Source organism: Bacteroides sp. OF03-11BH (assembly GCF_003604005.1).
Lineage (GTDB): Bacteria > Bacteroidota > Bacteroidia > Bacteroidales > Bacteroidaceae > Bacteroides > Bacteroides ovatus.
On the sequence record NZ_QTMW01000013.1, the window covers coordinates 143844 to 158171 of the forward strand.

The following is a 14328-nucleotide window of genomic DNA, read 5'->3' on the forward strand; positions in this document are numbered from 1 at the left end:
AAATATGAAAACTAGATTTATTTCCTTTTTCTTATTCATGTTGGCAATGAGTTGTTTTGTGGCATGTAGTGACGATGATCCGGCCACTGATCCCGAACCGGAGCCGGAACTGGAACCTGTGGAAACAGTGAATACGTATACGTATAAGGATAAGACGATACAAGCTAAATCGGTGTCTTGTTTTGAACAGGATGGCATTGTGTATGTGTGTATGAGTCCGTTGCAGAGTTTGGAAACGCTTGAAGACTTTATGAATAGCGGAAAGGAATATGTGATGCTGGGAGTGGATAAGAGTCTGGTGGGCAGTCCGGTTACGGTAGGCAGCTCTGAAGGTGACGATTATGTGCTTTATTACATGGATGCCGATGGTGAGGCTATTGTAGCCGTGGACCCTTACGAATGGGAAGAGGTGCTGACGCAAGGCAAGATCACTTTGACGATGACTCCGGGTGAGAATGAGATATCGGCTGTGAAAGCTACTTTTGATTGTACGCTGAAAAGTGGCGGTAAGTTTACAGGGGAGGCTGGTTGTAGCTACAAGGCTCCTGCAAAGTTGCCCAGTGAATTTTCTTTCGGAAGTGAAGTGCGTCCGTTGAAATCGGCGGTGGCTACTGTCATCGGAGGGATTCAATACCTTTATCTTAGTCCGGACGCGGGAGTGACAACGGTGGAAGATATGTCGGACACGGAGTTCCTGATGATCGGAATCAATCCGGATATGTTGGGACAGGTATTGGATATCACGTCTTATGACGGTACGGATTATGCTTTCTATAATATGACAGAATTGGGAGCTGACGATCTGGGTGCGGTGGAGCCTTATGGATGGTCTGAAATATGTTCGGCAGGTAAGTTCAAAGTAGAAAAGACGGACGATCATGTGAAAGTAACTTTTAGCTTTACTTTGCTTTCGGGTGAAAAGTTCGAAGGTTCTTATGAGGGTGCTTATTCTGAAATTAAGCAGAGTACGACGAATATATTAACGTTGAACGGAGAAAAAACGCGTGACATCAAAGCTACTTTCTATGAAAAGACAGATGCAGGAGTAGCGTTGTATCTCACTCCGTCGGGAATTTCATCTGCTGCGGACTTGGAAAATGTAAACTCGTATTATGTGCGCCTTTTTGTTCCGAATGCAGGACTTAACGGGCAGGAGGTGGATATTACAGATACCAATCTGGCTTTTGAGTTTACTTATTATAGCCCGTATGACGAAGAAAGAATACAAATATCCAAAGGTCACCTGGAGGATGCGGCAGGTACGTTCAGTGTATCGAAATCAGCGGATAATGAATATTCATTGACGCTTAACCTCAAATATTTGGGTGATAATAGCCTTAAAATATCAGGTAACTATAACGGTGCTTTCGCGGTGTATGATACGACGATCCCGAATGAATATCGCTTAGGGGCGGACGGTACTCCGGTCACTATCCAGTCTGTGGTGATAGATAAGACGGATGCGGATATTTGTGTTATTTACCTTTCACGACAACCAGGTATCACTACTGTGGCGGGAATGTCGGCAGCGGATGCAGTGGTGCGTCTTTCGAAAACAATGCTGGATGGAGTGCTCCGCGGATTCTCCGGTGATGATGAAAATGTGAAAATCTCGATTACGTATGAAGGAGTGACTTACAGTCGGGCTAATACCACATTGGGCAATCTGGCTCTGGGAGGCCGGACTTCGGTGTCTCTTCAGGGCAATGAAGTTGAAATGACTTTTGAAGTGGTAGGTATTAAGAAATATGGCGATGCCAGTTTGTCCGGCTACTATAAAGGTGCGGTGACAGTAATAGAGTGACGATTTAATGAAGTGTATTCATGAAGAAAATCTTATTGAAATATTTAAATTTATATGTTTTATCGGGATTGCTTCTGGTGGGTTTTGCCGGATGTAGTGACGATAAAGATAATGATCCGGTAAATCCCGGTCCGGATGTGGAGGAATTGCCTTCCATCGGTACTTATTCATTCCGGGGGGAAGCGAACAGGATCGTGTCCGGTGAGGCTACTATGGACGGTGGTTATTTTACCTGTATCTTTTCTCCGGAAAAGATACAGGACGGGAAAACTAGTACTTATTTTTTGTTTTCTCTGGGTATGTATTGGGAGGGGCAAGTGGTGGATGCATCGACCTTGTACCAAAACGACCAGTATTTCTTTATTTACGAAGATCCGTTCTATTATTATTCCCAATATAAAAGGGTGACGGGAACGTTTTATGTGAAGCGTAACAACGATGAGAATGTTACTGTCAAATTGAATCTGCGGCTTCACGACGGTGTCCGTTTTAAAGCGGAGGTTACAGCCGATTTGATGAAGCCGTCGGGAGAAGGTACTCCGGAATGATATAATCCTTTTTTTATATAATGAGCGGACAGTTCGTTACAGATTATCTTGGACTCTTTATAACAGCAATCAGCAAGTTATAATTTGATTCGCGTGATCTGTGATGAAATGTCCGCTTTGCTTTGGCTTGCCTTTTTTCTTGCCTTGTTTGGCTTTATCTTTCTCCGAATGATATTTTCTTTGTAAAAGAGTCGTTTCAGGGCTCTCCTAAAAACTTGAAGAACAGCCTTACTTGTGCCGGAGTGAGCAGGATGGCTTTTTCACTATATCCGGTTTGAGCGAGTGCGGCTTGCAGTGCAGTGTTCTTGGCAATCCAACTACGGAGGGTGCGTCGTGCCGAGGCGGACTGTATGTGAGGTAGGTAAAGTCCGGCCAACTGGCTTTTGCTATAGGCTTGTATGCGGGTACGGCTCTCTGTTTCTGCTTTTGGAGTTGTTTCTGTTTTCATATTGACTGTTTTTTAGAGGTTTATTTTGTATGAACTCATGCAAAGGTACGCCTTTTTATGTCGGTTGGTTCTGTTTTGTACAGAAGCCTTTGTAGGCATGAATCGTATCAAATTGTGTTTGTCTGTTCTCTCTTGCGACGGGTTGTAACATCGTGTTTCCCTGCTTTTTTCTCTTCGTGTACTTTTGTCTTCGTAATCGGTTACAAACAGTAGTTATTTATTCATCAATCAAAAAAGAAAGGAAAACAGTATGCCATTAATTTACAAACCTTATCAGGCAACACTTGCCAACAAGGAAGGACAGAAACTTTATTATCCCCGTCTGGTGAAATTCGGGAAAATGGTCAATACGCAGAAAATGGCGGAATTGATTGCAGAAAAAGCCTCGCTGACGGCGGGTGATGTTCATAACGTGATTCGTAACCTGATGTCGGTGATGCGCGAACAGTTGCTCAACAGCCGCACGGTGCGCCTCGAAGGCTTGGGAACATTTACAATGATTGCCAAAGCAGGAGGAAAAGGAGTGGAGTTGGAGAGTAAAGTCAGCAGTTCGCAGATCACTTCATTGCGTTGTCAGTTTACCCCTGAATACACCCGTGCCGCTAACGGAAGTGCTACCCGCGCATTGACCACCGGAGTGGAGTTTGTGCACATCAAGGATGTAGCGGGTTCGTTTGTGGCCGACGATGTCGTTGACAAAGACCCGGATGACGGCGACGAACCCGGTGGCGGAGGAGGAGAAGCGCCGGACCCGGCCGCTTGACCGGAAGTGCAGCTGGCAGCTGAATCCGTAGGGATTAACTGATAAGTTTGTCAGGCAAACTAAAGCTTATTGATAGACTTATCAGTAGCCGCGAATCGGGTATAGCTGATGGTTGCACTTCGACCGATATAAAATAGATTATCAACCTTAATAGAAAAGCGAATGAAATTATTACTGGAAAAGTTGTTAGACATTCTTGAGGCTGTTCTGCGGTTCCGTCATCGGAGAAGCAGTAAGACGGAAAAAGATTAGTGTACGTGTAAAAAAATGATCCTGAAAAAAAACGAAACGTGCCGCCCGCACATAGCTCACGGAACCGGTAACAAACGTGGAGCAACTCATAAAGTGAAAGTAAAGTAAGGCTCAAGGTTCAAATGAAGAAGCTGTCTCCCGATGAATGAGGCAGCTTCTTTTTTTGTACCCATTTATTTTTTTCTATTCTTGACCGTATTCAACAAAAAAACTCTATCTTTGTTTTGTAATTGAGACACAGCATATAATGGGAAGATTTATCAATCCCTTTACCGATTTTGGCTTTAAGTTTTTATTCGGCAGAGAGGTAGAAAAGGAGTTGTTAATCGACTTCTTGAACGATTTGCTCGTAGGAGAGCATGTGATTACCGACATTCAGTTCCTTAACAGTGAACAGCAGCCGGAAGTAAAAACAGAACGAGGTCTTATCTACGACATCTATTGCGTAACCGATACCGGTGAACGTATTATCGTAGAAATGCAGAACCGGGAACAGCCTTACTTTAAAGATCGTGCCCTCTTCTATCTTTCTAGGGCCATTACGCAGCAGGCGAAAAGGGGAGTTTGGAACTTTCAATTAGATGCCGTGTACGGAGTGTTCTTCATGAATTTCGTGATGGACAAGGATATGCCCTCTAAAATCAGAACGGATATCGTTCTTTCTGACAGGGATACGGGGAAGCTCTTCAGCAACAAGTTCCGGCAGATTTTTATCGAACTGCCGAACTTCAACAAAGAGGAGGATGAATGTGAAAATGATTTTGAACGCTGGATTTATATACTAAAGCATATGGATACACTTGACCGGATGCCTTTCAAGGCTCGCAAGGCCGTCTTCGAGCGACTTGAAAAGTTGGCTTCCAAAGCAAATATGACCCAGGAGGAAAGAGCCCAGTATGAAGAAGAATGGAAAGTTTATAACGATTATTTTAATACGTTGGACTTTGCTGAACAGAAAGGCTTGCAAAAAGGTAAAGAAGAAACAGCTCGTAATTTGAAAGAATTAGGAGTGGCTGACGATATTATCATAAAATCTACCGGGCTTTCGAAAGAAGAAATCGAAAAATTATAATTTCTTTCATTTTATCGGAAAGAAAGGTTTGGTCGAAAGTGAAAAATAGTCTGTAACTTATGAAGCAAAAGATAGTTGTGGAGACTTTTAACACATTCTTTTTTCGCTAAGAGTGAAGTAGCTAAAAACTATATATGTCTTTTGGGTGAAATAAACGGAATTGGAATATTATCCACGTTAAAATCAGAAAAAAGTTTTCCGTTTTGGAAAACTTTCTGTATCAGCGAGAAAGAAATGTTTCCCGAAATTTAATGTTAAAAGCTAACCAAGCTATTAGATTATCTTCTATCTTTGTATCCGGTTTCGGAGCTAAAAGAGGTTTAGTCAATGAGGGAACGCTGTGTAAATCGGCGACAGTACCCGCTGCTGTAATTCTCTAAGAATCCGCACAATAAGCCACTGCATCGATGTCGGTGTGGGAAGGTGTTGCGAGGGAGGGATAAGTCAGAAGACCTGCCGGAACTTTTTCTTTTAGTTATCAATATTTTAAATTTAAACTTTCGGGAGTTAAAGTTATGAACTACGCGGAAATTTGTATCATCAAACGTGATGGTAAGAGAGAAGATTTCTCTATCAGTAAGATCAAGAATGCAATTAGTAAAGCATTCAGTGCAACAGGTATTCAGGATGAGCAGCAGTTGGTGGCTGACATCACTATGAACGTAATCAGTCAGTTTACTACTCCTACTATTACCGTAGAAGAGATTCAGGATTTAGTAGAAAAGTCGTTGATGAAAGTACGCCCGGAAGTAGCGAAGAAATATATTATTTATCGCGAATGGCGGAATACGGAGCGCGATAAGAAAACCCAGATGAAGCAAGTGATGGACGGCATCGTTGCTATCGACAAGAACGATGTCAACTTGAGCAATGCCAACATGAGCAGTCACACGCCTGCCGGACAGATGATGACGTTCGCTTCCGAAGTAACCAAAGATTATACGTATAAATACCTGTTGCCGAAACGTTTTGCCGAAGCGCACCAGTTGGGAGATATTCACATTCACGACTTGGATTATTATCCGACAAAGACGACGACCTGTATCCAATATGATATGGATGACCTCTTTGAACGTGGTTTTCGCACCAAGAACGGTAGTATCCGTACCCCGCAAAGCATCCAGAGTTATGCTACGTTGGCTACTATTATTTTCCAGACGAATCAGAATGAGCAGCATGGCGGACAGGCAATTCCTGCTTTCGATTTCTTCATGGCAAAAGGTGTGGCCAAATCTTTCCGCAAGCATCTGGCATCGTTCATCAATTTCTATGTCGCCATGGAAAACGGAAATCAGGCCGATGAGAAATCCATCCGCACATTGATTAAAGAATATCTTCCGTCTATCAAGACTACTGAAGCCGAACGCGAAACATTGCGCATTGCTTTGGTGGCTTTACAGATTATTATAGATAAGGAACACCTTGCCCGTATCGTTGAGAAAGCTTATCAGCAGACTCGCAAAGATACCCATCAGGCCATGGAAGGATTTATCCACAACCTGAACACGATGCATTCACGTGGCGGTAATCAGGTGGTATTCAGCTCCATCAACTACGGTACGGACACTTCTGCCGAAGGCCGCATGGTGATCGAAGAATTGCTGAAAGCTACCATTGAAGGATTGGGTACAAGAGGTGAGGTGCCTGTATTCCCGATCCAGATTTTCAAGGTGAAAGACGGAGTTTCTTACTCGGAAAAAGACTTTGAGAAAGCAATGAAAGCGGAAAATATCGAAGAGGCAATGACCGACCGTTACGAGGCTCCCAACTTCGACTTGCTGTTGAAGGCTTGCCAGACTACGGCGAAAGCATTGTTCCCGAACTTCATGTTCCTCGACGCACCTTTCAATCAGAACGAGAAATGGAGAGCGGACGATCCGAAACGTTACATCTACGAATTGGCGACGATGGGTTGTCGCACCCGTGTCTTTGAAAACGTGGCAGGAGAAAAATCTTCTTTAGGTCGTGGCAATCTTTCATTCACTACGCTGAATATGCCGAGACTGGCGATTGAAGCCCGCATCAAGGCGGAAAACCTGATAGAGGATGAACGCAACAAGGATGCCATTGAACAGAAGGCAAAAGAAATTTTCATCGAATCCGTACACCAAATGTCCGTGCTTGTAGCCGATCAGCTTTACGAGCGTTATCAGTATCAGCGTACGGCCCTGGCACGTCAGTTCCCGTTCATGATGGGAAATAATGTGTGGAAAGGCGGCGGTGAGCTGAACCCGAATGAACAGGTGGGTGATGCATTGCGCAGCGGTACGCTGGGTATCGGATTTATCGGCGGACACAACGCGATGGTGGCTCTCTACGGACAAGGTCACGGCCACAACCAGAAAGCATGGGACACGCTGTATGAAGCGGTGATGGAAATGAATAAAGTGGTAAACGAATATAAAGAGAAATATAACCTGAACTACTCCGTTCTGGCTACTCCTGCCGAAGGACTTTCGGGACGTTTCACTAAAATGGATCGTCGGAAATATGGAAAAATCCCCGGAGTGACAGACCGCGACTATTATGTCAACTCTTTTCACGTAGACGTGAAAGAACCGATCAGCATCGTTGAGAAAATCAAGCGTGAAGCTCCGTTCCACGCTATTACGCGCGGCGGACATATCACGTATGTAGAACTGGACGGTGAAGCACAGAAGAATGTACGTGCCATCGCCAAGATTGTGAAAGTGATGCACGACGAGGGGATTGGCTACGGCTCTATCAATCACCCGGTAGATACTTGTCATAACTGTGGTTACAAAGGGGTTATCTTCGATAAATGTCCGGTGTGCCAGAGTGAAAGCATCCTTCGTATGCGCCGTATAACCGGTTACCTGACAGGCGATTTGAGTTCCTGGAACTCTGCTAAACGGGCAGAAGAACAAGACCGCGTAAAACACCTGTAGAAGTGAATTTATTAGGAACTTATCCTGAAACGATTGTCGATGGTGAAGGCATCCGGTACTCTATTTATCTTGCCGGATGTTCCCATCACTGTCCTGGTTGCCACAACCCGGAGAGCTGGAATCCGAGGGCGGGGGAAGAGTTGACGGAAGAAAAAATACAGTCCATCATCCGTGAAATCAAGGCAAATCCTTTGCTGGACGGTGTTACTTTTTCCGGTGGTGATCCGTTCTTCCATCCGGAGGAGTTTCTGCTTTTACTGAAACGGGTGAAAGAGGAGACGGGGATGAATGTGTGGTGCTATACAGGATATAGCTACGAAGAAATCAAGGCACAGCCTCGTTTGAGTGCTGCTCTTGATTATATAGATGTGTTGGTGGACGGACGCTTCGAGCAGGCTCTTTTCTCTCCGTATCTGGAGTTCAGGGGAAGCAGTAATCAACGGATCTTGAAGTTGAAGTAACGACTTTTCTCCACTAAAAAAACTTATTTTTCAAAGGAAACAAAAACACCTGTACCATTGTTTTGTTTACCTTTACGAAACCAAGTGAATCATTTTTTATCACAGAGTAACGCGGTGCTTTTTTTGTCGTCGGTGGTGTTTGTGTTTGCATCCCTGCGTTGCTTTATGGTGAAAAAAGAATGACTACTTACAAGAATAAGTTTTTATGGTACAATCGATAAATTCAACTCAAAAAATAGAGGAAACCGACGGATTGCCGATGCCTAAGCGTATTTGGGCGGTGGTGTCCGTCGGATTCGCTCTTTGTATGTCGGTATTGGATATTAACATCGTCAATATCGTACTACCCACGCTTTCGCATGATTTTGGGACTTCTCCCGCTGTAACCACCTGGATTATCAACGGCTATCAGCTGGCCATCGTCATATCGCTACTGTCTTTTTCCGCTTTGGGTGAAATCATCGGTTACCGGAAAGTCTTTCTTTCAGGTATCGGTCTGTTTTGCATCACTTCGTTGATTTGTGCCTTGTCCGATTCGTTTTGGACGCTAACCGTCGCCCGTATTTTTCAGGGGTTCAGTGCCTCTGCCATCACCAGCGTGAATACGGCACAGCTACGTTACATCTATCCGAAGAGCCAGATTGGGCGGGGAATGGGGATTAATGCGATGGTCGTTGCCATATCGGCTGCCGCCGGGCCTTCTGTGGCGAGCGGTATTCTTTCTATTGCCAGCTGGCACTGGTTATTTGCTATTAATGTTCCGTTAGGACTTACCGCATTGTTCCTCGGCATCAAACATCTGCCAAGGCAGGAGGAACGCTCGAAACGCAAGTTTGATTATATCAGCGCCATAGCGAATGCGGTTACCTTCGGCCTGCTTATATATACGCTGGACGGATTCGCCCATCACGAGGAAATGGATTTCCTTTTCATCCAACTGGTTGTATTGGCAGTGGTAGGCACGTACTATGTGCGCCGGCAACTGACGCAAACTACTCCGTTACTGCCGCTCGACCTGTTGCGGATTCCTATTTTCCGGTTATCCATCCTGACTTCCATTTGTTCCTTTATCGCTCAAATGTCGGCAATGGTTTCCCTGCCTTTTTTCCTGCAGAACACTTTAGGACACAGTGAGGTGATGACCGGACTTTTGCTTACTCCGTGGCCGTTGGCTACGCTGGTCACGGCTCCATTGGCAGGGTATCTCGTGGAGCGTATTCACCCCGGTATACTGGGAAGTATCGGGATGGTTTTGTTTGCCATCGGGCTTTTCTCGCTTTCCAGTCTGACTGCCGAATCATCTGATATAAGTATTATCCTGCGTTTGATGTTATGCGGTGCAGGCTTCGGATTGTTTCAGACGCCAAACAACAGTACAATTATCTCTTCCGCTCCTACGCAGCGTTCGGGAGGGGCCAGTGGGATGCTGGGAATGGCCCGCCTGTTGGGACAGACCACCGGAACAACATTGGTTGCCTTGCTTTTCAGCTTTGTCACTCATAGCCGGAGCACGGCTGTTTGCCTGATGGTGGGGAGTGGGTTTGCCGTTGTGGCAGCTATCGTCAGTAGCTTGAGGCTATCACAGCCTTCCACCCTGAAAAGAAAATAATGAAGTCCTGAAAGAGGATTAAGTCTTTCAGAACTTCACAGGAACATCATACAACATATCAGTAAGTAATCATTCAAGATGAACTTGAAAGATTTGACTTTCTAGTATTTCGTTTCCCGTATGACTTCTACCAGACGGCGGAAGTCTTCCGGATGCACATCACCGATGTTTCCGATACGGAAGGTATCTGCTTTTGAAATCTTTCCCGGGTAAATCACGAATCCTTTATTTTTCAGTGCATAGTAGAATGTTTTGAAGTCGAATCCTTCATGCGGATAAAGGAAAGAAGTGATGATAGGCGACTGGATGTCATCTTCGAGTAATGTTTTGAATCCGAGTGCACGCATACCTTCCACCAAAATACGGTGATTTTCGCAGTAGCGTTGGTAACGTGCTTCTACGCCTCCTTCTTCAATCAATTCGGTCAGGGCTTGTTTGAAAGCACGGACAACGTGTGTCGGTGAAGTGAAGCGCCATTTTCCGTGTCCTTTTTCCATTGTTTCCCATTGGTCGTAGATGTCCAGGGAAAGAGAGCGTGCCACTCCTTTGCAATATTTTAATTCCGAACGGCGGGCGATGATGAATCCGAATCCCGGTACACCCTGAATACACTTGTTGGAACTGCTGATTAGGAAGTCGATACCGAGTTCGTTTACATCTAAGGGGATACCTCCGAAGCTGCTCATACAGTCTACAATCAGCTTTTTACCATGCATCTTGACGATGTGGGACAGTTCTTTGATCGGATTCAGGATACCAGTCGTTGTTTCGCAATGAACGAAAGCGACATGTGTGATATCGGAGTTATTGCTAAGATAATCGTCTACATATTCAACTGATACCTGCTCTGTTTCTTCAAAAGCCAGCATGTCGTAGTCGAGATGGTAATATTCTGCAATGTTGCCCATACGGTCGCCATAGGCTCCGTTGCTACAAATCAGGAGTTTGTCTTTCGGGGTGATGGTGGCGCCTAAAACGGCCTCCACGCAATAGGTTCCGCTTCCCTGTAAAAGGATGGAAGTGTATTCTTCCGGTTTTTTAGTGGCGATGTTAACCAGGTCTTTGCGGAGTTCCTGAACAATGCCGAGGTTGTAGTCTTCCTCCCATGTACACCAGTCGGTCATCATGGCTTCTTTTACTGTTTCAGAGGTGGTTAGAGGTCCCGGAGTTAATAACAAATATGGTTTCATAATGATGTTTTCTTTAGAAATGAATAAATAAATGATTTTGTTTCTTTTCTGATTGTTGGGTGCGGGCTTGAATGTTAGTTGCCGGCGTTGATCGTTTCAATCAGTGCGGGAAGTTCTTCGATAGTGCGTATCACGTAAGAAGCTCCTGCGGCAAGCATGCGCTCTTTGACGTCGGCGATGCGGGCTTCGAGTTCGGAGGCAGGCATTGATTTTGTTTCTGCTTCGGTAAGTGCCATTTCATTGCTGCCGAGAATCACGCCTACGCTATGCACTTTCGCGTTCACTCCTTCGCGAATATCGGCAATCGTGTCGCCCACTTTTATAACAGCGTCGAGGCTGGGGACTGCTAATTTCGTCAGGTTCTCAAAAATCATGTAAGGAGCGGGACGTCCGGCGGGAAGCAGGTTGGGAGTGGCGCAATAATCCACGTGGTATCCTTTTGCCTGTGCGGCGGGGAGAACTACATCCATCATTTTGCGGGTATAGCCGGTGGTCGATCCTATTTTAATACCTGCGGCACGCAATTTTTCCAAAGTTGGGATTACTCCCGGAATAGGGTCTGTGTAGTTTTCGAGAGAGGCGAAGAGATGCTTCTCGAAAAGGCGGTTTAGTTCTACCACGTCTTCTTCCGTCCAGGCGCGTTGGTAACGGGCGGTAAACTGTTCGTTCACGTCAGGCATGGAAAGTAGTTCGCGGATGTGTTGAATTTTGGGTAGTCCCATTGGTTTGCGGGTCTGTACAACATCGATTACCAGTCCTTTTTCGGCAAATGCTTCGATAAAAGCAGCCACGGGGGCAAAACATCCATAGTCAACGGCTGTACCAGCCCAGTCCATAATAATACATTCAATCTTTTTCATTCTTGTTTCTATATAATATTGGTTTATTCGTCAGAAATTAATAAGAAGCGAGGGAGGGGACGGGGCAGGATTCGTTCCCGCGTATTTCACCCTGTTTCCCTTTTCTGTATTTTTGTGTCAGATAAATCATTGCTAAGGTGAACGCAAAGGTGCAGACGATTCCTACTGTCCCTGCCATCGTATTGTAGAATTCCAGCCAATTTAAATCCGGGTTGAAACATTCTTTCACTACCAATACCACCACTGTGCCTGTGTAGCCGATGGAATCGACCATCGCTATGAAGAAACCTACATTTCCCTTGATGCGGAAACAGGCGATGAAGCGGTCGAAGAAGATGGTTTGAAAGCTCAAGTAAGAAAAATAGAGGCAGAGGCTCTGGATAAATAACCACACGAGCGGAGAAAGTTGCAGGGTATGGTAGTTGAATGCCACAGTGCTAAGTGTGATTGCTCCCGCAATGACAAGGGTCAATAGAACGGAAAGTACTTTGATGTGGCTTTTCATCACTGCCAGGGTGGCGAAAATAGCCAGGATAATCAGTGTGACTACACCGTCCACTTTGGCGAATACCCACGGGGAAAGTCCGGCGGCATTGACGTCTATGATTTTCACCAGAAAGTCTTCCTTGACATCTTGCAAAACGGTGAGAAAGAGGTTGGCGAAGAAAAGCAGTGTCAATATGGGAGCAAAGCTGCGGAACAGGTTCCAGCGTTGTTGTTTGTTGAGAGTGACACGTTCCACACGCAGTGCTTTGTCTTCGGCAGTCGGTTTGGGCAGGTGATCGAGGATATAGCCCAGTCCTGCCAGCAAGGGCAATGCTACCGCACCATCAGTGCAGGCATCCAGAATTCACTGACATGCAGGGTGTCGACAACGAAAAGTCCGATGGATTTGGCTGTGCCGCTACTGACTGCGATACTAAGTCCGAAAAGGGAAGCGAGCAGATCCGTCACCCGGCGTCCTTCGAGGAAGCTGAAGATGACTCCCCACATACAGCCAAGCGACAGTCCGTTGAAGAACAACGCCAACACATTGAACGGGCGGGGTAGGCATCCGAAAAGAACCAAAGAGAGTTCGGCCACTAAAATAGAAACAAGAATGAATTTCAGGCGGCCTTCTCTCTTCAGTTCGGAAATAAGTTTGATCCCGATAAACTTGGATACCATATATCCGAATATCTGGATGATGCTGGTGGCTATCTTATAGTCCATACCAAATAGTTCCATGCCGTCGAACGTGGCGGCGGTGAACGGTTTGCGTAGTGCGTAGACTAATGAATAGGATAGCAGTGCCGCTCCTCCCGCATAAAGGATAAAGAGTAAATCGGAAAGTTTCTTTTGGGCCGAAGGCGACAGTTTTTCTTTGAAGTTCATAATGCTATTTTTTTGTTTCCGGTGCAAAAGTAGGGTGTCGGAGCGAACGAAAAAATGAATTTCAATGAATCATATTGTATATATGAGCCTTTAAGTGTACTGAAATATTAATGTAATATTCATGCAATACAAACATAATACCTTAGTCATTCCTTTGCAACGGAATCAATTAACAAACCGAAAAATCATGGACGAACTTACGGATATTTATAAAAGAATAGAGTACCTGCGCAACAACGGGGTGAAGATGAAAGAAATTGCCGACCGGGTGGATATGGCTCCGAGTGTGTTGTCTGCTTTGTATTCGAGTGTGCTTCCCGCTTATATCGACTTATTGAAAACACGCACACCGGACGAGGCGCTGGATGAAGCTTTGGCACTGGTGAATAATGTTTCCAAGAAACGCTTATTAAATAATGTGGGATCGGTGAGGCTGTTGCTTCAGGAGATGGAGCCGGACGTGCAGAGCGAGGCGGAGAATGGCAACTCTTTTATCAAGTTGCTGGGGAAGGAGGCGAAGGAGTCTGTGCAGGAGGTGTATAATTATAGCGGTATGTATCTTAGTTACAGTTTGTCGTCTTCTACGGATAGCTTGAAGATCGAGCCGTACATGATTTGTGCTTCCGAGAATAATGAGTATGTGAAGGTGGGGATGATTAATGCGTATAAGTCGGTGCATTGGGGGAGCGGGATTATCAGTAATCATCAGAACTCTTACCTGATGTTCAACGAAAGGGATTTGCCACAGTTTGCGCTGGTGACTATTTACCTGCAACTTCCGCATTATGAGTTTCCGAATATGCTGAAAGGGCTTTATCTCTGTCTGGACTACAATCATAATCCGATTGCGCGTCGTATTGTACTGGTGAAACAGTCGGATAGTACGGATGTTAATCAGTTTCTGGAGATGGAAGGGTGTCTGGTTCCGCGGGCGGAATTGACTCCGGAATTGGAGGTGTACTATAATTATACGTGTCAGGAGGGAGATTATACCCGTTGGCGGAATTAATTTAAGTTGATAAATATGAGTAAAAAGTT

General features: G+C 45.2%; 11 protein-coding genes, 1 pseudogene and 1 riboswitch. Of the genes and pseudogenes, 8 read left to right on the top strand and 4 right to left on the bottom strand.

From position 1 onward, the window contains the following. The first annotated feature begins 4 nt into the window (after positions 1–4). Both DXA54_RS12340 and DXA54_RS12345 read left to right on the top strand, forming a co-directional pair. On the top strand, positions 5–1804 hold the full coding sequence (locus tag DXA54_RS12340; RefSeq protein ID WP_022200250.1) for a hypothetical protein: 1800 nt from the start codon (positions 5–7) through the stop codon (positions 1802–1804). A 20-nt stretch (positions 1805–1824) separates the two neighbouring features. Further along, positions 1825–2352 (top strand): hypothetical protein, encoded by a 528-nt coding sequence (locus DXA54_RS12345; RefSeq protein WP_004296771.1) that lies wholly within the window; start codon positions 1825–1827, stop codon positions 2350–2352. 196 nt (positions 2353–2548) lie between these two features. On the opposite strand, the gene DXA54_RS12350 is transcribed toward DXA54_RS12345, so the two are convergent. Then, entirely contained in the window at positions 2549–2800 is a 252-nt protein-coding gene (locus DXA54_RS12350; RefSeq protein WP_004296773.1) for a DUF4248 domain-containing protein, read from the bottom strand. A gap of 250 nt (positions 2801–3050) precedes the next feature. Here DXA54_RS12350 and DXA54_RS12355 point away from each other — a divergent pair, with 250 nt between their 5' ends. The 5 genes from DXA54_RS12355 (at position 3051) to DXA54_RS12375 (ending at position 9866) form a co-directional block, all read left to right on the top strand. Next, positions 3051–3563, top strand: a complete 513-nt coding sequence (locus DXA54_RS12355; RefSeq protein WP_004296776.1) for an HU family DNA-binding protein — start codon at positions 3051–3053, stop codon at positions 3561–3563. 499 nt (positions 3564–4062) lie between these two features. Continuing rightward, positions 4063–4887 (top strand): Rpn family recombination-promoting nuclease/putative transposase, encoded by an 825-nt coding sequence (locus DXA54_RS12360; RefSeq protein ID WP_004310114.1) that lies wholly within the window; start codon positions 4063–4065, stop codon positions 4885–4887. Positions 4888–5168: 281 nt separating this feature from the next. Continuing rightward, a riboswitch (cobalamin riboswitch) is annotated at positions 5169–5363 on the top strand. Positions 5364–5402: 39 nt separating this feature from the next. Then, positions 5403–7796, top strand: a complete 2394-nt coding sequence (locus tag DXA54_RS12365; RefSeq protein WP_004296781.1) for an anaerobic ribonucleoside triphosphate reductase — start codon at positions 5403–5405, stop codon at positions 7794–7796. A gap of 2 nt (positions 7797–7798) precedes the next feature. Further along, positions 7799–8257: an anaerobic ribonucleoside-triphosphate reductase activating protein gene (nrdG, locus tag DXA54_RS12370; protein ID WP_004296782.1), complete on the top strand. Its 459-nt coding sequence runs from the start codon at positions 7799–7801 to the stop codon at positions 8255–8257. Positions 8258–8462: 205 nt separating this feature from the next. Next, positions 8463–9866, top strand: a complete 1404-nt coding sequence (locus DXA54_RS12375; RefSeq protein WP_004296786.1) for an MFS transporter — start codon at positions 8463–8465, stop codon at positions 9864–9866. Between the two features lie 101 nt (positions 9867–9967). Here the strand turns inward: DXA54_RS12375 and DXA54_RS12380 are convergent, their stop codons facing one another. From DXA54_RS12380 to DXA54_RS12390, 3 genes and pseudogenes are all read right to left on the bottom strand, one after another. After that, entirely contained in the window at positions 9968–11056 is a 1089-nt protein-coding gene (locus DXA54_RS12380; RefSeq protein ID WP_120079588.1) for a 2-aminoethylphosphonate--pyruvate transaminase, read from the bottom strand. A 74-nt stretch (positions 11057–11130) separates the two neighbouring features. Then, positions 11131–11916: a phosphonoacetaldehyde hydrolase gene (phnX, locus tag DXA54_RS12385; protein WP_120079590.1), complete on the bottom strand. Its 786-nt coding sequence runs from the start codon at positions 11914–11916 to the stop codon at positions 11131–11133. Positions 11917–11953: 37 nt separating this feature from the next. Next, positions 11954–13290: pseudogene (locus tag DXA54_RS12390) on the bottom strand (DUF5690 family protein). A 187-nt stretch (positions 13291–13477) separates the two neighbouring features. On the opposite strand from DXA54_RS12390, the gene DXA54_RS12395 reads away from it, so the two are divergent. Beyond that, a complete protein-coding gene (locus DXA54_RS12395) occupies positions 13478–14299 on the top strand; it encodes a hypothetical protein (RefSeq protein WP_120079592.1) in 822 nt (273 codons plus the stop codon). The last annotated feature ends 29 nt before the right edge of the window (positions 14300–14328 follow it).